The organism is Bifidobacterium longum subsp. infantis ATCC 15697 = JCM 1222 = DSM 20088, assembly GCF_000269965.1.
GTDB classification, from domain to species: Bacteria; Actinomycetota; Actinomycetes; order Actinomycetales; family Bifidobacteriaceae; genus Bifidobacterium; species Bifidobacterium infantis.
Genome location: NC_017219.1, coordinates 1,441,359 through 1,462,208, shown reverse-complemented (window position 1 = coordinate 1,462,208; position 20,850 = coordinate 1,441,359). Strand labels below are relative to the sequence as shown.

The window sequence follows — 20,850 nt, the reverse complement described above, 5'->3', positions numbered from 1 at the left end:
CATGCATACAAAAAGGGTCGGAAAACTATACGATATTGCAAAGCCCCGGGCCATGCCCGTCCGGCCCCGCCCCTCACGTGACGCATACATGTGCGCATGATCGAAAACCAGTACGGCCGTCCCGGCATCACGTGCCCGGCCACCCCCGGGCACGCGGACGGGGCGTTCCTCGCCCGCGTCGCCGACCAGCACGTGCTGCTCCGGAACCCGACGGGCGTGACCGGCGTATGCAACACCATCCACCCCATGGCCGGCGACCCCGCGACCGGCGTGGCCGGCATCCCCACGCTGCGGAGCCTCGTGCAGAGGGACGGGGCGAGCACATGGACATGGACCGATCCGAGCGGCCTCATGCCCATGTGGGCGATCCGCATGATCAGCGAGATCGTGTGCCCCGACCCCGACCTGCGCGTCCTGCCCGACCCGCAGGCTCCCGGCAAGGGCATCCTCTACCGGCGCGTCCTGCCCGACCACACCGTCGAACGCGCGCCCAGCCGATGGGCGCCCATCGGACCCGTGCGCATCGCCTACGGCGGCTCCAAGGCCAAGGCCGACCAATTGGACGGAGACGACGGATGGGTCAAGGACTCGCTCCTCCTCGCCGGACAGACCATACGCCGCGGATGCAGCTTCGTGTGCACGGACGGGGAGATCCGCTTCGAACACGACCCCGTGTCCGGCGCGTGGACGCGCACCGAGACCCGATCCGGCGCCACCCGCTCCTGGACCGGCGCGAAAGACCTCGAATGCCGGGAACCGGATTTCAGGAAGGCCACGCTCCGGGAGATGACGCCGAACCGGGTCGACGAGCCCATGACCTACACGGTGGAGACCGGATGCACGTGCGAACAGGCCACGACGCTCGCGAACGAGGCCGGATGGATCCTCGACCAGTGGACCGGCCATGACACGGACAGCACCCTCAACCTGCAACGTTCGCTCGCCGCCCCGTTCCTCCGCAGCCATCCGGAATGCGCGTACGTGTACCAGGGGCCGGGCGGCACCGGCAAAAGCACGCTCGCCAAGGACCTCATGGAGCATCTCGGCGACCAGGCCACGACCATGAGCCTCGACCTGCTCGCCCAGCCGACCGCCATGAGCGCCGAGAACAAGATGGGCGACCTGATGAGCCACCTGCTCGCCCTGTCCGACGACTACGATCCGACCCACGGCAGGTTTGAGAAGAGCCTGCCGAACCTGAAGACCCTCCTGACCGGGCTTCTCCCCTTCTCCGCGCGCCGCCAGGGCGAGAACAGCGTGGACGGCATGCCGCAAAGCGTGCACCTGATCACCACGAACTACCATCTGCCCGTGTCCAGCTCCGAAGCCGAACAACGCCGCTTCGCGTTCAGCACCATCGCCTCGCCGACGACGCGCGCCCGCCATTATCTCCCGTTCCGCCGCAAACACGGGTTCTGGCCGTTCATGCTGATCGGCGCGATCACATGGCTGACGATCGGCGACCGGCAATGCCGGTCCGTCGCGTTCATTGACTTGGAAAGCCTGTCCGACATGGAGGTCGCCGCCATCCGCAGCGTGCTCGACACGGGCGTCGTGATCCCCGACCCCGGCATGCGCGTCAACTGGAAGAACATCGGCCTGGTGCGCACCAGCACGCGCATCGGCAGCGAGGACGGGCGTCCGCACACCGCATACCGGCCCGCCCCCGAGGGCGACGGCCTGCACGCCGTATGGAAGGCGTGCGCGGCCGCCGTGTCCGGCATGCCCGCCGACGAACCCGTGATACGGCCCGTCCCCGACCGGGATCTCAAGGTCACGGACCCGGACGCGTGGGCGGACATGATCCGGGAGGCGGATCCGCGGATCTTCCCCTGCCATGCGGACAAGAGCCCGTCCAGCGACGTGCCCCACCATTCCTGGAAGGACGCATGCCAGGATCCGCGGGTGGACATGTCGCACCGGATCGACCCGTCGAAGCCGATCTACGGGACGACCGTCGCCGACGACTACATGTGGGTGGACCTCGACTGCCACAAGCAGGATCAGATGTCCGGCTGGGAGCAGATCCAGACGGACGTCGGCCCGTACGGGACGCCGCCCCTGCCGCGCACGTTCGCGGTGCGCACCCCGTCCGGCGGCGTGCACCTCCTCTATCACATCCCTGACGGGGCGCGCCTGAAATCCAGGACGCACAACGGAGGCCAGATCGACTTCAAGATCGGCCGCGACGGCTACGTGGTCATGGGCGGGTCCGTCCTGCCCGACGGGCGACGCTACACGCCGATAGACCGGCCCGAGGATCGGATCCCCGACCTGTCCGACGCGTTCCTGCGCTGGGCGGAACGCGTCGACGCGACCGACAAACCCCGTCACGCCCCCGCCCCCGCGCGGACGGCGGCCGCGTTCGACCTGCCCTCCCCCGGCATGCCGGGAAGCCCGGAGGGGGAGCCGGACATGAGCCCCATCCCCGAGGGACGGCGCAACGACACGCTCTACCGGTGGGGGTACGGGCGTTGGAAGAACCATCCCGAGGACGGGGAGCGGATCGCCCGGGACATCATGGAACGCGGGCGGATCAGCGGGCTGCCCGAACGCGAGACGCTCCAGATCGTGAAAAGCGTGAGAAGCTCGGTGGAAGGAGACCGATGATGGGCATGAGCACGGACGAATGGCGGCTCCTGGTCTCGACGCGCGCCACGGGACGCGGCGACCGGACGGCAGGCAGGGACGACAACAGCTGCGGGGCGCTCATCGACGGGCGCGGCGAACGGCACACCGCGTTCATCGACCACATGCCCGAACATCCGAGCGACGAATACAGGCAGTTGCACGAGTGGGCGGACGGATACGGGTGGATGCTCACCCCGGACGCGGACCGGCTGGCCGACCGGATCATCGACGGCATGGACCCGCATCCCGCGCCCGCCGTCGCGGCCGCGCTCGCCGCATGCTATCCGGACCGGCTGATCATGGCGGACACGCGGGCCGTCCGCCGTCCCGCGGAACGATGGTTCCACGAGGCCGGACCCCTGCGTCTCGACCGGTACATGCGCGGCGGCATGGGCGACGTGGCGCGCATGATCGTCCACGACCGGCTGCACCCGGACATGCCCGTCCTGGCGGGACGCCGCCTGGACGAGCTGATCGACACCCACGCGTACGACGCGCTCATCGCGACGGGCATGGGCGGCATGCTCACCGTCGTCCAATGGACGAGTATCGCCCGCCACGGCGATCCGGCCGCATGCCGGATCCTCGATGGGATGCGACGCGGCATGGACGACGCGCTCGCCTGCGGGCGTCTGCGCGGCATGTGCACGCCCGCATAGGCCCCCTCCGTCGGATCCCGCGTGGGGATCTGCCGGAGAGGGAACCATGAGGAACGACAAGATCGTGACGGCAATGGCCTGCGCGGCCGCGAGCATGCTGGCCGCCCTGACACTGGCCCCATCCCCGCCGTCCGACCGTCACCCGACCGGAGACGGTCGGACGACGTGAGCCGGGAACTCTCCTGCAAACCGTACTTGGGACCCATCCTCCACACACTATTGGAACAGCCGTATTCATTCACGGCACATCCCCGAAAGGAACCGAAAGACGATGAAAACCGGTCTGAGAAAGATCGTCGCGCTCATACTCGCGTCCGTGACGCTGTTCGGCTCAGGTGCGTCGGCCGTTTCCGCCGCGTATGCGGACGATACGACCATAGGCACGTCCACGCGAATCCAAGCCGAACCCGACGTGAAGACGACCACAGGCGGCGACGAGGCCGGAACCGGGGCGGACAAACAATCCGGCACCGGTGCGCCCGCGCAATCCGCTCCGCAGACGGACGCGGGTCAGGCCGCGCCGGACGTGACCGTCCACGACATGCTCGACACGGACAGCGCCGCCGTGAGCAGGCTCAGGCTCACCGACCGCATCACCGGCACCGCGCCGTTCGACAAGGACAACGAACGCGGCGACGACAAGGACGAGAACAACGACATCGTCCGCTCCTACGATACGGTGACCTACGACTACGAGTACACGCTCACCCCCGACTCGACCATGGACTATTATCGGCGCACGCGCGTCGGCTTCCGGTTCGAGCTGCCGTATCCGGCCGATAAGGTCACGTTCGACGCGGAGAAGATGGGCTGGGTGGACCATACGCCCGGCTACGAGCCGAAACTCACCACGGAAACCATCAACGGGACCGTCACGCAGGTGTACACCTGCTACCGTCTGTTGGAGCCGACCAGCCAGTCGCCGACCGTGAACCCCGGCACCGGTTCCATCGGCCTGTCGGTCGCCGTCAAGGGCGCGCCCCACGGCTACCGGTTCCATCCGACCGTCAAGGCGTGGCCCGCATGGGACGCCTCGAACCCGACGAACACGGGCACGCACAAACGGGCCGAGGACACGCCGAAGGATGTGACCGTCAGCGCGAAACTCAACCTGAACGTGCGCATGGTCAACTACGGCAACGTGGACAGGGGCGTGTTCGACTTCTCCTCGGGTGCGGCGAACGCGCCCAACAAGGACGAGGGCAAGGTGACCGGCTTGGGTTTGGGCATCGCATTGGTCACGGAGATGCGTTGGCCCGACCGGACGAAGGGTTTGAAGGGGTTGGAGGCTCCGTCCGGCAGGATCACCTATAGGCTTCGCTTGTCCAACCAGTATTCGGATGATACGAAGACCGGGACGAAGCATCCGATGGAACGCCGTTGGCAGCCGTTGCTCTACGATTACGGGCATATCGACAACGAAGATTCGAAGTATGGGCGGACGTTCGCATGGATGGGCGACCTACGGTATCAGGCTCCGGGCGTCGCCGACCGTGCGGACGGATATGACAGGGTGGCGCGTGGCAACACGACAATCACGACCAAGACCGGCGGGCAGGGCACGGACGTGACCGTCTCGTTCGACGGGTACGACACGTCCGTCTTCCCCATCCACAATAAACTGAACGGCACACATAATAAATGCAGCACGGATTACATGACGTCGGACTGCTCCACCATGCAGGTCGGAGCCATCCACACGGACGTATTGCAGTTCATCACACCCACCAGCCGTGACGGCCGGACCGTGGCGCAATATTACGGGAACGTGGACCAGACGGCCAACATCACCATGGACGACATGGGATTGACGGCCACCGGCGTCAGCGGAGACCGTCTCGCCACGGCGGAAGACAATTCGAACCAGGCCTCCACCGGTGACGACCATGCGGGTTCGGCCATGACCGTCCGCATGCCGGGCACGTACAGTACGCGCGTCCGATACACGTGCTGGAACAACGACCGTTCATGGAACGATGCGGGCACGAGCTGCGACTGGACGCAACCCGACTACGGCAACGGGTCCGACAGTCTCATACAGGGGTCGAAACTACGCCTCCAAATAGGCCACAACATCACCATCCAGTCCGAAGGCGACGCCGAAGTGATGGGCATGGGCCTGGTCAAACTCGACCCGAACAGCATCGAACCGGTGGACGACCATCCCGACACGCAGCCGACCATCCCCATGAACGTTTTCACGTGGGGCATGAGGGCAGCCAAACGGTCGAACGCAATCCCCTACTGGTACGCCGTCAAAAAAGACGGCACCAACTGGAAGGACTACAGGGAGCAGCGCGACACGAAAATCAGCGGCCTCGACTACTATCCGACCCTCAACGAGGCGAAAACCCATGGCACGATAGTCGGCATGCTGTTCGAAGACCACAACACGGTGGACCCGACCGGCACGAGCTTCAACCGAACGTTCACGCCGATCGTCTCCCTGCCCGCCCGCATCCTCGACACCGCGAGAATCGGCACGGTCACACCCATCGTCGCCGAAACCGCCTACTGGACGCGCAACAGCCTCGCCCGGACCGCGAACCTGAACGCGGACGCGCCGGACACGCAATGGCAGCGATGGTCCGACAATCTCACCACCCGACTGCCCGAATACGCGAACAGCGTGAAACCCGACCTGACCTACAGCGGCGACACGTACCGTCCCGCCACGTTCGACGACAACGGCGCCTATCAGGGCGGCGACACCGCCGACACCCTGAAAGGCGACAGCCTGTACATAGCCGGCGAAACACCGCACATCGCCAAACAGGTCGAGCAGACCAACGAGGCAGGCAACGTTAAAACCGTCTACGATTTGGACAAGGAACAGCGTGCGGTGGACTGGAAGCTCACCGCCACCGCCGACACGTCCACGACCACGGACGGCGGACAATACACGACCGACTACATCATCACCGACACGCTGCCCAAGAGCCTGACCTACGTGGACGGTTCCATGACGGTCGGCGGCCAGTACTCGCAGCATACGCCCGACAAGGGCACGGTCACCGGCGGCACCCCCGTCACGCCGACGATCGTCGCAAACAAGGACGGCACCACCACCATGACCATCAGGGTGAACGGGGCGCGCGCCGACTCCGGCACGCAGACCGTCATCCACTATTCCACCACCATCGGGGACGCGTCCGACCCCGACCATGACGTGAGGAACAACGATTCGTTCACGAACCATGCGACCATCCAGTCGAAACGCAACATGGCTCCCCCATTGGCTCCAAAAGCGCAGATAGCCGACATGACGGTTCGCGTGTCCCGCACGCGCGCGACCGCGTTGGCGACCCGCGCCGACCCGCTGCTGAACGACATCAACCGCCCGTTGGGATTCAGGAACATGCTGGGCAACTTCTCCAAGGACGAGAAAACCGACCCGTATGCGGTGGACGTCATGCCCTGCAAGGGCTTGAACCAGTCCAACTATCACGGCGACTACGTGATGGCCGGACTCACCGTCAAGGCGGGTGCGGGCGCAAGCATGAACGGCGTCAAAGCCTACTTCACGACCGACCAGAAGTGGCGCAACGTGGACGCGACGAAGATAACCCGCGAACAGGTCCAACAATGGACTGAAGCCACGGTGAATGCGACCACAGGCAAGGTGACCATCCCCGACGGCTACAGCAAGCCGGTGGCATGGGCGTTCACCTCGCCAAGCCTGCCCGCCAACGCCCGCTACGATTTCAGCCTGAGCATCAAGCCTACAGGCAACAAGGCGGCGGACTCGTACGTGAACCGGTGGGCGGACGGCGACAACAAGGTGGACGCGGTCACGCAGGTCGTGGAACGCAAGGTCAACGGCGTCGCATGGTTCGACACCAATCATGACGGCATCCGACAGGATTCGGACAGGCTTCTCGCGGACGTGACCGTCACCCTCGTGGATGGCAACGGCAGGACAGTCACCAGTGTGGACGGCAAACCCTGCACCACCGTCACCGACAGGAACGGCCACTACGAAATCGGTTCCATTCCGGCAGGTTCCGGGTTCAAGCTCAGGTTCACGCCGAAAACCGGCACCGCCTGGCACAGGCAGAACGTCACCGTCAAGAACGCGAAGGACGCCAGCGAGGCGACCGACTCCGACAGCGACCGGGAGAACGATTCGCACGGCAACATGGTCGCCGGCGTCATCACGCTGAAACCGTTCCCCGCGTTGGACGAGATGACGTCCGCCGTGTACGAGGACCCGAACGAGGACCACGGCATGAGCGGCACGCTCATGCCCGCCACGCCCGCCACGTTCAAAGCGGTCAAGGTGCTGGACGGGCGTCCGAACGGCGCTTGGACCGACAGGGACAGGTACGTCGCGGACATCACCGCGTTGGACGGCGCGCCCGCGAACGCGGTGCCCTCCACCATCACGTTCGCCGACAACAGGACGCAGACCGTCCAAATCAACTCCAACGCGTTCCCCACGGACGGCGTCTACCGGTATCAGGTCAAGGAACGCAAGGGAGACAATGCGGGAGTCACCTACGACAGCCGCACTTGGATCCTGACCGTCACCGTCACGGACGATTTGACCACGTTCACCCGTCGCATCACCGCCAACACGACGTGCGACGGCGTCCAATCCGACGCCATCCAGTTCACGAACACGTACAAGGCGCAACCGGTCAGCGTGCAATTCCGCGCGCACAAGACCCTCAACGACCCCGACCATACGGGCATCCGACTGCAGGCCGGACAATACGAGTTCACCTGCGTCGAGGACAAGACAGGCGGCCAGGTCGGCACGGCGAAGACCAACGACCAGCGGGGCGACGTCCTGTTCGACGCCATCTCCTACACGCGGCCGGGAACGTACGACTACACCATCGGGGAAACCCCCGGCGACAGGGGCGGCGTCACGTATGATGCCGCGAAACACCACGTGAGGGTCACCGTCACCGACAATGGCGAAGGCCAACTGTTGGCCGACGTGAAGTATGATAACGGAACCAACATTCCGGAATTCACCAACACGTACCATGCGCAACCCGCCACGGACAATCCGACCGCAGTGAAGACGATGGCCTCCTCCAAGGGCAACAAGTACACGCTCAAGGGCGAAGACTTCGCATTCACGCTCCAACAACAGTCCGCGCCCGCCAACGTGTCGAACGCCGACCAGACGAAACGGAACGACCAGCAGGGCAACATCCGATTCGACCAACTGTCGTTCCCGCTCGTCGGCACCTACGTGTTCACCATGTCGGAACAGGATACGACCGTTCCGGGCGTCACCACGGACGGGACGATTGCGACCATCACCTACGTGGTCAAGGATGTTGACCATACGGGCAAGCTGGCCGTCGTATCCAAGACCATCACCCCGATCACCGGCGCTAACGGCAAGAACATCACGTTCACCAACCATTACAGTCCGAAGAACATCGGATACTCTATCAGCGGCGTGAAAAACATCGTCAACACGGATACGGCAACCAGCCGCGTTCCACAAGACGGTGAATTCCAGTTCCAGTTGAACGCGGTATCCGCACATGATTCGGACGGCAACGCCATCAGCATGAACGACATGCCAATGCCAGCCGGAAGCCAAAACGGAACAGTAACCGTCACCAACAAGGGAAGCGGATTCACATTCGGACAAATGGTCTACACCATGCCCGGCGCGTACACGTATCACGTGAAGGAAGTCGCCGGAACGGACAAGACCATCGGCTACTCCACTCAGGGATACGATGTGACCGTCACCGTCACCGACCAAGGCGGCATGCTCGCGGCAACCGCCGACCGTCAGGCCAATGACATCCGATTCGGCAACACGTACACGCCGACACCCGTTGACGTGACCGTGAAGGCGGACAAGCGTCTGACCGGACGTGATCTGAACGATGGCGAGTTCGCCGCCGAATTGAAGGATTCCGACGGCAACCTCCTCCAGACCAAACGGTTCGCCCGCGTTCCACGCGACGCGCAATCCGACAAGGCGACGGACGTCCGCGAAGGGGAAGGAACCCTCGAATTCGACAAGCTCACGTTCGACCGGGCCGGCGTGTACACGTACACCGTGACCGAACAGGACGGCAATCTGGGCGGCGTCACCTACGACAGGACCGTCCACACCGTCACCGTCACCGTCACCGAGGACACGAAGAGCCACAAGCTCGCCGCCAGCGTCGCCTACTCCAACGGCAAAGCCAGCGAAAAGAGCATCCTCTTCCAGAACACGTACCAGCCGGGGAACGTCATGATCGGACTCGCGGCCAGGAAGAACCTGACCGGACGCGGGCTGAAGGCCGACGAATTCGAGTTCGAACTCGTGGACGACAAGGGCAATGTCATCGACACCGAACGGAACGACAAGGACGGCGACATCCGGTTCAAACCGCTCACCTACGGTCGAGACAATGATGGAGTGGATGATTGCGGCGAACACCGGTACGTGATTCGGGAAAGGAACACCGGCGAGAAGAACGTCACCTACGACAGGACGGAACACCACGTGATCGTCACCGTGGGCGACGACCTGCAAGGCAACCTGACCGCCAAAGTCGAATACGACCCGACGGACGATTCGGAGAAGGATTCCGGCTCCATGCCCGCCACGCCGACCGACAAGGCCGACAAGACCAAGGGGGATGCCGTCGGGGACAAGCCGTCCGCGATCCCCGGCATGGTCACCGTCACCGGAACCCGACCCGAGTTCAACAACTCCTACATTCCACCGGCGACACCGGCCATCGTGAAGACGATTCGCCAACTCGCCAAGACCGGCGTATCCGCGCCCATCGTGGCGTTGTCCGCGTTCACGCTCTTGGGAGTGGGATTGACGGTCGCGTACTCCGTCCGTAGGCGTCATGCCGTGACGCCGCGACACGGACGCTGACACGACCGTGAGCTAGTGGAAAGGCCGGGCAGGGGAGCTGATTCCCCGTCCGGCCTTTCCACTGTTTTCTTAAATGTCGGATACCCTGTTTGTGAGTGGCATTCAAGAGAACGGGAAAAACGTGGAAGACAATCAGCCTAAACGTGGCATGACAGGGGATTGCGATTGCGGATGTTCCACTTCGGTCGCTCGGACCGAGGAGGACTTCACCCTGTACCGAAAGGCCGTGGAGAGGCTACACGACGACGATGGTACGCGGCTCACCGGCGAGGAAGTGTTCGGCGCTGGCTATACGCCGGTGGACGACGGATACAAGCCGGAGTTCGAGTGACAACCGGTATGGGTGGTTCCTCGCCGTGTGCGAGCATGCCCGACCAACCCCCTTTGCCCGGCGACACGAAACAGGCGATCATCATCTCGCTGATCGTCATGTCCGGCGTGCTGATCATCGGGTTCGCGGCCTGCCGGCGGCATGACATATCCGGCCGGCATGTTGGAGGTCAAGGGAACGGACGTCGATAGCCGTCCCATACGGATCAAGGACCCGTCTCATCCGTGATGTTGCTTCGCGGATGAGACGGGTCCTTGATGTTCCCGACGGATTGGAATCCGTCAGTCGTTCACATGCCATCCGTCCGCATGCTTGGCGGCACGCACCTTCACGAGCACGCAGCCGGCGCCCGTGAGGGTCATGATCGCCGCCAATGTGGCGATTGCGGCGGTGTCCGATCCGGTGGAGGCCAGACCATTGTTCGTCACGCCTGCGGCCTGCTTCCTGGCCTGTTCGGCCTTCTGCTTCTTGGCTTCGGCGTCCTGCTTGGCCTGGTCGGCCTGCTTCTGGGCCTCCTGCTGCTTCCTGGCTTCCTCCTCGGCCTTCTTCTTGGCTTCGGCTTCGGCCTGCTTCGCATTGGCGAGCTCCTTGTCGGACGCCTGCTTGTCGGCGAGCTTGGCATCATAGTCGGCCTTGGCCTTCTCGTACGCCTTGTCGGCCGCATCCTTGGCCTTGTTCGCCTCGTCCAGCTTCGCCTGCGCTTCCGTCAGCTTCGCGTTCGCCTTCTTGAGGTTCTCCTCGGCGTTCTGCAAACGCTTGATGGTGTTCCGGGCATCGTCGAGCTTGCCGGTGGCCGTGTCGAGATCGTCCTTCGCCTTCGCGTATGCGGCCTTGGCGTTGGCGATGGCCTCGTCGGCGGCCTTGACCTGCTTGCCGGCGGCTTCAACCTTCGCGTCGGAAACGGTCTTGGCTTCGAGCGCGGCCTGCTTGGCCTTCTCGGCCTCGGCCTTGGCTGCCTTGGCGTCGGCCAGGTCGGCTTCGGCCTTCGTCTTGTCCGTGTTGGCCTGCCTGATCGCGGCTTCCGCATCCGTCTTGTTCTTGGCGGCGGTTTGGGCCAGCTTGTCGGCGGCATCGATCTTCGCCTGCGCGGCGGCGACCGCCGTGTTCGCCTTGTCCACTGCCGTCTGGGCTGCGGTCTGGGCGGCGGTGGCGGCGGCGGCTCCGGACCGGGCTTCCTTGGTGGACTGCTGGGCGGCGGAGTACGCTTCGTTCTTCGCCGTCTGATCCTTCCTGGCTTCCTCCAACGCCTTGGCCTTGTCCGCGTTCGCCTTCACGGCCTCGTCATACGCTTTCTGCGCCTCGTCGGCGGCGGCCTGCAGATCCTTGGCCTTCTGTGCGGCCTGCTGGGCTTCCTCGGCGGCCTTCCGCGCGGCCTGCTGTGCGGCGGCCAGCGCCTCGGCCGCATCGGAAGCGTCCTGTGCGGCCTGCTTGCTCTTGGACAATGCGGTCTGCCAGTTCGCGTCCGCGTTGGTCAGCGAATCACGCCATGCGGTCAGATCCGCCAGATACGCGTCCACGTCCATGACACGCCCCGACTGGTCGGGGGCCGCGTATTGGAACGTCTGCCCGTGCGTGGTCCCGAAGCCGGTCGTCCCGTTCTGGCTGATCGCGAAGCCGGTGACCGTATACCCCTTGTTGACGATGTTCAGATAATGGCCGGTCCCGCCCACCACGTTCCCGTCCTTGTCCTTGCCGTCCAGCACGCCGTCGGTCATGTCCTTCTCGTAACTGGCCTTCTCGGCCGTGTACCAGCCGTCGAACGGGTCCTTGAACCCCCAGGCCATGTTCTCGCCGACGTTGAACTGGCCGGAATGGCCGATGTTGTCGTCGGACCAGTCGACGTTCGCCATGCTCATCGCCATGAGCGTGTCCGACACCTTCAACGGGGCCAATCCCTCCTTGGCGCGAAGCTGGTTCGCCTCCTTGATATACGAGAGCGCGGCGATCATGTTGTCGAGGCTGGTCGCATCGCCCTTCGCCCCGTTCTGGATGCTGGACAGGAAGAGGGTCGTGTCCTTGTCGGTGAGGACCTTGACCGCGTCCGACGCGTTCCGGTCGCCGAAGTAGGCGACCGCACCCTGCGAGAGCTTCGATTGCGCGTCCGCCGCGACCTGCTTCAGCCGGTCGGCCTCGGCCTTCGCCTGTTCGGCGGCCTGCCGCTTCGCCGTGGCGTTGGAAGAGGAGTCGGACGCCGTCTTGTCCGCGTCCTTCCGCGCCTGTTCCGCCTTCTGCTGGGCGGCCGCGGCATCGGCTGCGGCCTTCTTCGCCGCTTCGAGCTTCGCGGCCAGGTCGGAAAGACCTCCATCATCCTTGGACAATTGATCGACCTTGGCGTCGGCCTTCCGCTTGGCTTCAAGCGCCTTGGCCTCGGCCTGCCCGGCCGCATCCAGCCTGGCCTGCGCGGCGTTCACCGCCTCGTCGGCCTTCGTCTTGTCGCCGGTCGCCGAGGCCTGCTGCCTCCTGGCTTCCGTCAGCTCCTTCTCGGCGGCGGCCTTGTCACTCGCGGCCTGCTTCGCGTCCCCATCGGCCCGGTCGGCCTTCTTCTGCGCATCACTGATGGCGGTATCCGCCGCATCGGCCTTCTTCTGCGCGTCCGTGGCCTGCCTGTCGGCCGCATCGATATCGGTCTGGGCCTTGTCGGCAGCCTGCTGATGGGAGGCGGATTCGGCCGTGGCTTCATCCTTCGCGGTCTGTGCGGCCTGCTTGTCGGTTTCGGCCTTGGACTGGTTGCCGGAGGCCTGCTGCATGGCCTTGTTCGCATCATTGATCGCGTTGGACGCGTCCTTGGCGGCCTGCTGCGCGGCCGCGATCTTGTCGGCCGTGTTCGTCGCGTCCTCGGCGGCCTGCTGCTGGGCCTTGTTGGCGTCGTCATAATTTTTCTGGGCCTGCTGCTGGCCGTTCGCGGCCGTCTGCTGCTGGGCGGCGGCGTCGTCGAGGTTCCGCTTGGCGGTGTCCAACGCGGCCGCGGCGGCGTCGGCCTTCGCCTGCGCTTCGGTCACGCCGGTAGGCGCGGCCTGCGCGATCGCCTGATTGGCGTCCGCCGTGCTTTGTTGGGCCTGCGCGACGCTGTCCTGCGCCTGCGTGATCGCCTGACTGGCCTGATCCGTGGTCGTGGTCTCGTCGGCCATGGCGACCGCGGGGGCGGCGAGCGTGGCGAGCGTGGCCGTCGCGGCCACCGCGACTGATGTGAGTTTGCGTGACATGTTCGAATCCTTTCTTCCGGGACTTCCTTATCCAACCCTCCATCATAGGAGGAAGTGGACCATATCGACGGTCCCGTCTCATCATTCGACGCACGGACCCGCCGGCATGCCCCGTATGCGTCCCGGGCGCATCCGCCATGACATCGCGGACCGGGCGATCCCCGACCCGTTCTCATGGGCGTACGCGGACCATCATCGACACGGAACCGACGGGCATGCCCACGCCCGGCCAACTGCCCGGATGCGCGCTCAGGATGCGCGTCACGCCGGCGCGCATCCTCGAATGCCACCGGCATGATCCCCGGATGCGCATACGATCCGGACGGGCATGCGAATGCGGCGTACAGGCCGCTCCTGCCGCCCGTACGCCTTCCCTAGTCGAGCACCCAATCATCGTCATCCGGGTCCGCGGCGACGTTCACCGTCGTATCCCCGTCCGCGTCCGACGATTGGTCGACGACGCCCACCTGCTTCGGTTTGGCCGGCAGCAGATCCGACCAGTCGACCGGCGTCACGTCCGGCACGCCCCGCATGTGAGCGGCCACGTCCGGGATCGGTCCGCACCACCAGCATTGCACCATCTGCAAACCCCGACCCATACGCTCGTACAGGCCGCGGCCTTTCGGCATGCCGCCCGAATCCATGGCCTGACGGATCAGCCGGTTCCCCTCCCTCTCGTTCCGCGCGCTCACGTTCCCCCTCACGTCGCCCGCGCCGACGAACAGGCGGCCCATCTGGTTCTTCGCCAGGCCCGCGTCCGGCAAAGCGTCCATGCTCTCCGCGTTCATCATCTGCGACCCCAGGATCATCGTGATCCCCTGGGAGCGATGCTGGGTGAGGATATGGCTCACGCTCGCCCCGATCCGGCGTTTCAGCCGGTCGCGCCACGCGTCCATCATGATCATGTTGTCCACATCCGGGTCGCCCGTCGGATTCCTTTTCATGCCCTTCGACAGTTCCAGGAGGCTCACGAACTCGTCCAGGAACACGATGATCCTGCGGGGGCGCGCGTCATCCGGCAGCATGTCGATGTTCTCCACCCCATGCTCCTTCTGCAATGCGAGACGACGCCGCCCCTCACGGTCGATCCAGTCGAGCATGGCCGCGCACTCCGCCAACCCGGTCGCGAACCCGGACAGTTTGCCTTTCACGGGCGCGAAATCGTTGCCCGACTTCACCGGGTCGCCGACGAACGCCTGCCAGCCGTGCAACAGGGCGGCGTTCACCAGGGTGACGGCCGCGCTCGTCTTGCCGCTCATCGTCTGCCCGGTGATCAGCAGATGCGCCGTGTCATGCGGGTCGAACAGGACCGTGCTCCCGTCGTCGCCGACCGCGAACGGCAGGCCCGTCGAATCCGGTTCCGCGCCCATGAGCCGCCAGTCCGCCATGACCCGTTCCGGCAGCGGATCCGAACGGGACAGGAGCAGCGTCAACGGCGCATCCCCGTTCACACGGCGCGCGTACATGAACCCGCTCGTCGCACGGAACGCGTCCAGACGGGTCAGCGCCCCCTCCACGCCAAGCCCGGCCGGCAGCGTGAACGAGACGCGGACGAGCCGGCCTCCCCCGTCCCGCACATCCAACGTGGTCACGGGCCGCCCGTCCGCGCCGACCGCCCTGGACGCGGCCCACGCCTCGTCCAACCGGAGCCGGATCATCCGATCCAGATCCGATCGGCGACGCCAGTCGCGCGCGTCCATGCTCATCCGACCGCCCGCCCACACGATCGCATGCCCCTGGTCCCGCCATTCCCAAAGCGTCTCGTCCGCGCCCATCACGCTTTTCAGCCGCTCCTGCACGCGGCGCAGATCCGACGCGGTCAGACCGCCCTCCAGACGGATCGGGATCCGCCACACCGTGTTCCGGCCGACGCCCAACTGTGTGGCGGCGCCCACCGTCGGAGGCGTTTTCAACACCTGCGCGCACGCGTGCGACACGATGACGCGCGCCAGGAGGCTGCGCGCCCTCGAATCGCCGGTCAAAGCGCGCAGCGTGTCCGGCAGCCCCCGGTTGTCGTCCGTGTTGGGCGCGTGCACGAACTGGAGGAGACGGGCGCGGGGCCGGTCTCCTTCCAGCCAGGGCAGGAAGTCCGCGATCGGGCTTTCCGAGAACGCGCCGCGCAGGTTCGAACGCATGTAGTCGGCGGCCGTGTACGCGCGGCCTATCGCCATCGCATACGACATGATCCGCCAGCCGGCCGGATCGGCGATGGTTTCCGTGTTGTCGTGGAAGATCGTTTCGGGGGCGGGCAGTTTCACGGGTTCCAGGCCGCCCGACATGATCGATTTCAACCGTTTGTCCTCGCCGATCAGCCGCATGTAGCGGCCCGGATCGTCATGGCGGCGGGTCAGCGTGTCGGACATGAGCGTCCGCATCGTCTCCACGTCCCATTCATAGGAGTCCCAGTCCGCGTCCACGCTCGCCCAGCCGTGCCCGCCGCCAGGATCCGCGGTCACCAGTATGTTCTCCGTGTTCATCCAGTCGCCGAACGCGCCGGGCGCGGCCCCTTTCAGCCAGTCGCGGGAGATCATGTCCCAGTCGGCGTTCGACCCGTCGATGCGGAACGAACGGACCGCGGGCCTGCCGTCCCTCGTGGCGACGGTCCTCACGTCCGTGACGCGTCCGGGGAACGCGCCGTACATGGCGCCCATGCGCGTCTCGTCGACCGTGAGACGCGCTTCGAGCATCGTCCGGTCGGCGAGCAGGTCCGCCGGGTCGGGCGCGTCCGCGGGGCAGACGGCGACCGTGACCCGTGTCCTGTCGCGACCCATGTAGGCGAAGCCCGCGAGCATGCCGTCCGCCTGGGTGACGGGCGTGAACGTCTTCACGGTCGAATCGTTCGCCCATTGGACGGCGTTCGACACGTCCAATGAGAAGACGCGCGACCCGTCCGCGCCGACACGCGTGTCGTGCGCGCCCCCGGGCAGCGCGTCGAACGGCGGCTTGTTCAGGCCCGCGATCCACCGGCCGACCATGAGACGGCTCTCGTAATCCGTATGGAAGCGTTTCCGGTTCGCCCTCCATGCGGGCCACATGGGGGCGGCGGCGCCCAGGCACATGAGCATGGGGATGGGCCACCAGACGCCCGTCCAAGCGGATTGGAGGACGCCGAGGACGAGTCCCGCGCCCAGTCCCGTGAGTATCCACGGCAGTCGTTTCCTCGCCCATCTGACGCGCATGCGCCGCATGTTCGAATCCAGGCCGCGCACGGTGCAGGTCATGTCACGCCGCTGCTGGCCGACGCCCATGACGGCCAGCCAGCAGGCCAGCATGTCCACGCCCGCCATGATCGGACGCCACGCGCCGGACGCAGACGATATCCACCCGTAGTCGAGGCATGCGATCGCCATGGCGGGCATCGCATCCGCATACAGGGGAGACAGCCCGCCGTCGAGCCACCGGGAGGCGCGACGCCATGACGCCTCCATGCGCCGCTCCCTCTCGTCCCCGGGCGCCGGCCGGCCGTTCAAACCCTTGCCGGACAGGACGGGACGCCGGGCCGTCAGACGGGCCGCCAGCCAGCCCAGACACCAGACGGTCATGCCCGGCAGGCGGAACGCGGTCAGCATGAGCGCGACGGCGAGCGTGAGGACACGGACGAACGCGTGCGGGCTGGACGGTTCGTCCCGTTTCGTTTTCGGCCGCGACCGGCCGTTCCGACGGTATGCCATGCGCGCGCCTATGCCGGCCCGCGCATAGGCGTCCCCGCAAGCGACCACGGAAAGGAGCCATCATGGGCGTGGACAGGAACGGGCGGAGCCACAGGCCGAGCGGACTGCCGCAGGGGTATGCGGGCACGTTCGACAGGACGGGCGGGGATGCGGGCGGCGACGTGGCCCCGCCCGACCCGCTGATCGCCATGGCGAGCGAAAGCATGCGCATGCGCGCGCTGACCGACCATACACAGGTGAAAAGCGCGTCGGAGACGCGGGGCCTGCTCGACATGGCCGACCATGTCGAATACGGGCCGGACGGCGCGATCCTGTACGACGGGGACGGGAACATCCTGTTCCGTGAGGATCCGTCCGTGCCCGGACTCGACTCGACGGTGATGCGCCACGATCCGAAAACGCAGGCCGCGGTGCGCGCCGCCTTCCAGACGGACCTGGGCGAATACCCGGCTGCCGACCGGCGTCGCCTCATCCGCAACATGAACCGTCATGCGAACGCGTATTCACGCCGGCAGGCCATCGACTCGAGCCCGAACCGCAGGTATCTGCCCGCATCCACGATCGCGTCGAGCCTCGCCCGGCGCGCCGACCGGGACACGGCGGACCGGATCCTGCGCGAACTGCATTACGAGGACGCGAACGCGAGCGCGAACGTGATCCGCGCTGGCTACCCGGACGACAAGGCGAGCGCGTTCAAGTTCATCAACTACACGAAGATCAAAAGGGACAAGGACGGCAAACCGGTGCACGGCGAATGGACCGACCGGGACGGGAAGCGCAAGAGCGGGATCATGCCCGAACCGAAGGGCGCCGCGTCCCGCGCCTACCTCAGGATGCTCTACCAGCCGACCGACGGCGTCCCCTCGAAGCAGGAGTGCGACCGCATGGCCCACGTGTTCGCCCGCATGGACGATCCGGACATCCAGGCCAGGGCGTTCTGGAACCTGTGCCACGGCAACGCGAACCCGGACGACCGGTGGGACGACGTGAACTTCGAGATCGGGCTGATCGGCCAGAAGAGGACGGACAGGGAGGGCGCCCTGCTGCTCGACGCGTACAGCCGGCGCAAAGGCGGTCAGGGCAACGCGGCGCGCATGCTCGCCTACAGGAAGTGCATGAGCCGTGACGCGGCCGTCCGTTTCCTCGCCATGGACGCCATGGACGCGCGGCGCGCGCACACCCAGTACACGCGCCGCCGTCGCAGCAGGCAGACGGGGCTCATGGAGGACGTGAAGCCGAAACGGCTCACCGAGATGCGCGCGTTCATCCACGCGGTCTACCAGATCCCCGACCGTGAGGTCGACGAGTACCGGGCCGTACGGGACGCGGACGCGTGACGATCATGGAAGAAAAGAGGGGGCCGTCCGATCCCCGCTCGCCCCGATGGGGTTGCGGGACCGGACGGCCCCCTTCCTGCGCCGGAACGGTCCGTCATGCGACGGGTCGGGGTTCGGCCGGCTCCCAGTCCTCGCCGATCTCCTCCTCGTTGACCCAGTCGCGCTCCCACAGGGAACAGCCGTCCGCGAGCGCGTAGTCCACGCCGGTCAGGCCGTTCAGGTCGGCCACGTGCAACGCGTCCTCCTTGGACGCGCACCATGTGGCGTTCTGCGCGTCCGGCTCCCATGCGCCGTCCGTGCCGTCAAGGTCGGCGTCGTACAGCCAGGCGCCGTCCGTGTCGCGGCGCACCGCGTATTCGACGCCGCCCTTACCGTTCAATCGGACCATGTTGTCTTCCTTTCCGTTCAAGGTCTGTAATGTTCCGAAGCCCGCTATGCGTCCCCGCGCAGCATGCGCGTGGATTCGGCGAGCATGAGGGCCGCGCGGCGGCCGGCCGCGCGGATGCGTTCCAACCGGGCGTCCAGCGTCCCCTCCCCGTCCCCGTCGGAATCGAGGATGAGGCGGATCACGCGTTCCACGTCGCGGGCGAGCGTGGAGTCCAGCCACGCGAACAGGGCGGAGCGTTCCGGCCGGCCGTCGGCCAGTCCGGGCACGTCGGGCACGATCGGCCCATACGCCTTGCGCGCTGCCGCCCATTGGACGCGCAGCAGTTCCAGCGCGATCGGGCGGATGCGTTCCGCATGCCCGTCGGCGAGCAGGCCGGCGCGGGCGAACGTGAGCGTCAATTGGGTGAACCCGTATCCGGCGACGTTCGCCCGGCCGTTCGACCAGGACGGGTCGTACGGTTTGCGTTCCGTCAGCGTCACCCCGGTCTCCGCCGGAGCCGGCTCCGCCGCCTCCGGTTCCGGCTTCGGCGTGGCGGCCGGCTCCGGCTTCGGTTCCGGCGTCGGGTTCCACGGATCCTCACCCGGACCCGAACCCATCCACCGGTCCATCGTCTCACGCCCCTGCGGCGTCTCCCACGGATCCGGCGCCGGTTCGGGCAGGCCGGCGCGCGGACGCGCCACGGCCGCGGGTTTCACCTCCCCGGTTTTCGCCTCCGCGACGGGGGCGTCCAATCCGAACAGATCCAACATCACAGGCTCCTTCCCCACATGATTCCAACCGCCGGTATGCGTCCCCGCGAACCCGACGCGCGGATCGTCCGGGCCGACGCTCGACAAGGCGTCCCGCTGGCCCGACGGTACGATCCGGGCCAGCGGGCAGGCGCGCGCCACCGGACACCAGGCGCACAGGCCCGACGGCCTCAACGGCAGGACGCCCGACCCGTCCGCGCCCGTCGCACGCACGATCCCGTCCCACGCATGATGGAAACGGGACACGGTGTCCGTGCACGCCGCATCCGACAGGTCCGCCGCCGCCCACGCATGATGCTCCACATACACGTCACGCGCCGCACGCACCTCGCACACGCCGTCCGCATCCAGCATCAGCCGGTACAGGCGCAGCTGGTCCGCATGCCGCCGGCGAGCGTCACGGTACTTCGGCGTGCCGCCCGTCTTCCAATCCACCACCGTGCCGTCCACGTCGCGATAGTCCACGGCGCCACGCAACGGGATGCCGTCGACATCCGCCTCCAAATCCTGCTCCAACGCGGCCGGCTCCAACACGCGGCCCAACGCGTCCGTCAAAACAAAACCCGACAGCTTCAACGCGGCCGCAGCCACCCAATCATCCTGCATGGCGGGCGAACCGTCCGGCATCGCCACGCCGGACGGGATCGGCTCGTCACCCCAACCCCGCATCCTCCACCGCCCGTACTCCACGCCGACGCCTTTGGCGCACAGGGCCCGCCAATCCGGTGCGACGACGTCCGGCGTGGCGCACGCCAGCTCCAACGCGGCGTGCACGATGCCGCCCAGGACGAGCGGACTGCCCCACAACCGCGGTTTCGGCATCAGCTTCTCCGCCGCCCAGCGCGCCGGACACGACATCCACTTGTCCAGCATGCTGAACGAGGCGCGGCCGGGCCGCGGAAGGGAAGCACGGGCCACGCCCGCCGCCGGGTCGAACGTCATCAACGGTCCATCACTCATACGCGCGCTTATGCGTCCCCCATGGAAACGGAAAAGGCCCGCCACCCCCAGAAAAAAACGGGGCC

At 66.2% G+C, this 20,850-nt stretch carries 10 protein-coding genes; 6 read left to right on the top strand and 4 right to left on the bottom strand.

Annotated features, from left to right (window positions below; translation table 11 throughout):
• The first annotated feature begins 96 nt into the window (after positions 1-96).
• The 5 genes from BLIJ_RS06430 to BLIJ_RS06415 all read left to right on the top strand — a co-directional run bounded on the left by BLIJ_RS06430 (position 97) and on the right by BLIJ_RS06415 (position 10,477).
• On the top strand, positions 97-2,610 hold the full coding sequence (locus tag BLIJ_RS06430) for a bifunctional DNA primase/polymerase (RefSeq protein WP_012577606.1): 2,514 nt from the start codon (positions 97-99) through the stop codon (positions 2,608-2,610).
• The gene (locus tag BLIJ_RS06425; RefSeq protein WP_012577605.1) at positions 2,607-3,290 is read left to right on the top strand and encodes a hypothetical protein; all 684 of its coding nucleotides are present in this window, start codon (positions 2,607-2,609) and stop codon (positions 3,288-3,290) included. Before BLIJ_RS06430 ends, BLIJ_RS06425 begins: the two co-directional genes overlap by 4 nt.
• Before the next feature lie 46 nt (positions 3,291-3,336).
• Positions 3,337-3,459, top strand: coding sequence for a hypothetical protein (locus tag BLIJ_RS15160; RefSeq protein WP_256756183.1), 123 nt, complete (start codon positions 3,337-3,339; stop codon positions 3,457-3,459).
• A gap of 102 nt (positions 3,460-3,561) precedes the next feature.
• Positions 3,562-10,146 carry a Spy0128 family protein gene (locus BLIJ_RS06420; RefSeq protein WP_012577604.1) on the top strand — a complete coding sequence of 2,195 codons (6,585 nt, stop codon included), beginning with the start codon at positions 3,562-3,564 and terminating at the stop codon, positions 10,144-10,146.
• A gap of 91 nt (positions 10,147-10,237) precedes the next feature.
• The gene (locus BLIJ_RS06415; protein ID WP_231837808.1) at positions 10,238-10,477 is read left to right on the top strand and encodes a hypothetical protein; all 240 of its coding nucleotides are present in this window, start codon (positions 10,238-10,240) and stop codon (positions 10,475-10,477) included.
• A 281-nt stretch (positions 10,478-10,758) separates the two neighbouring features.
• Here BLIJ_RS06415 and BLIJ_RS06410 read toward each other — a convergent pair whose 3' ends face one another.
• Both BLIJ_RS06410 and BLIJ_RS06405 read right to left on the bottom strand, forming a co-directional pair.
• Positions 10,759-13,680 carry a CAP domain-containing protein gene (locus BLIJ_RS06410; protein WP_012577602.1) on the bottom strand — a complete coding sequence of 974 codons (2,922 nt, stop codon included), beginning with the start codon at positions 13,678-13,680 and terminating at the stop codon, positions 10,759-10,761.
• Between the two features lie 374 nt (positions 13,681-14,054).
• Positions 14,055-17,351, bottom strand: coding sequence for an FtsK/SpoIIIE domain-containing protein (locus tag BLIJ_RS06405; RefSeq protein WP_012577601.1), 3,297 nt, complete (start codon positions 17,349-17,351; stop codon positions 14,055-14,057).
• Between the two features lie 62 nt (positions 17,352-17,413).
• Between BLIJ_RS06405 and BLIJ_RS06400 the strand changes: the two genes are divergently transcribed.
• Positions 17,414-18,688 carry a hypothetical protein gene (locus BLIJ_RS06400; protein ID WP_012577600.1) on the top strand — a complete coding sequence of 425 codons (1,275 nt, stop codon included), beginning with the start codon at positions 17,414-17,416 and terminating at the stop codon, positions 18,686-18,688.
• A gap of 94 nt (positions 18,689-18,782) precedes the next feature.
• Here the strand turns inward: BLIJ_RS06400 and BLIJ_RS06395 are convergent, their stop codons facing one another.
• Entirely contained in the window at positions 18,783-19,076 is a 294-nt protein-coding gene (locus BLIJ_RS06395; RefSeq protein ID WP_012577599.1) for a hypothetical protein, read from the bottom strand.
• A gap of 44 nt (positions 19,077-19,120) precedes the next feature.
• Positions 19,121-20,767: a RecB family exonuclease gene (locus BLIJ_RS06390; protein WP_231837807.1), complete on the bottom strand. Its 1,647-nt coding sequence runs from the start codon at positions 20,765-20,767 to the stop codon at positions 19,121-19,123.
• Between the last annotated feature and the right edge of the window lie 83 nt (positions 20,768-20,850).

Excerpts from the sequence above, each read along its gene's own strand:
- BLIJ_RS06430 (WP_012577606.1), top strand. The coding sequence starts at position 97 with ATGATCGAAAACCAGTACGGCCGTCCCGGCATCACGTGCCCGGCCACC.
- BLIJ_RS06425 (WP_012577605.1), top strand. The coding sequence starts at position 2,607 with ATGATGGGCATGAGCACGGACGAATGGCGGCTCCTGGTCTCGACGCGC.
- BLIJ_RS15160 (WP_256756183.1), top strand. The coding sequence starts at position 3,337 with ATGAGGAACGACAAGATCGTGACGGCAATGGCCTGCGCGGCCGCGAGC.
- BLIJ_RS06420 (WP_012577604.1), top strand. The coding sequence starts at position 3,562 with ATGAAAACCGGTCTGAGAAAGATCGTCGCGCTCATACTCGCGTCCGTG.
- BLIJ_RS06410 (WP_012577602.1), bottom strand. The coding sequence starts at position 13,680 with ATGTCACGCAAACTCACATCAGTCGCGGTGGCCGCGACGGCCACGCTC.
- BLIJ_RS06405 (WP_012577601.1), bottom strand. The coding sequence starts at position 17,351 with ATGGCATACCGTCGGAACGGCCGGTCGCGGCCGAAAACGAAACGGGAC.
- BLIJ_RS06400 (WP_012577600.1), top strand. The coding sequence starts at position 17,414 with ATGGGCGTGGACAGGAACGGGCGGAGCCACAGGCCGAGCGGACTGCCG.
- BLIJ_RS06395 (WP_012577599.1), bottom strand. The coding sequence starts at position 19,076 with ATGGTCCGATTGAACGGTAAGGGCGGCGTCGAATACGCGGTGCGCCGC.
- BLIJ_RS06390 (WP_231837807.1), bottom strand. The coding sequence starts at position 20,767 with ATGACGTTCGACCCGGCGGCGGGCGTGGCCCGTGCTTCCCTTCCGCGG.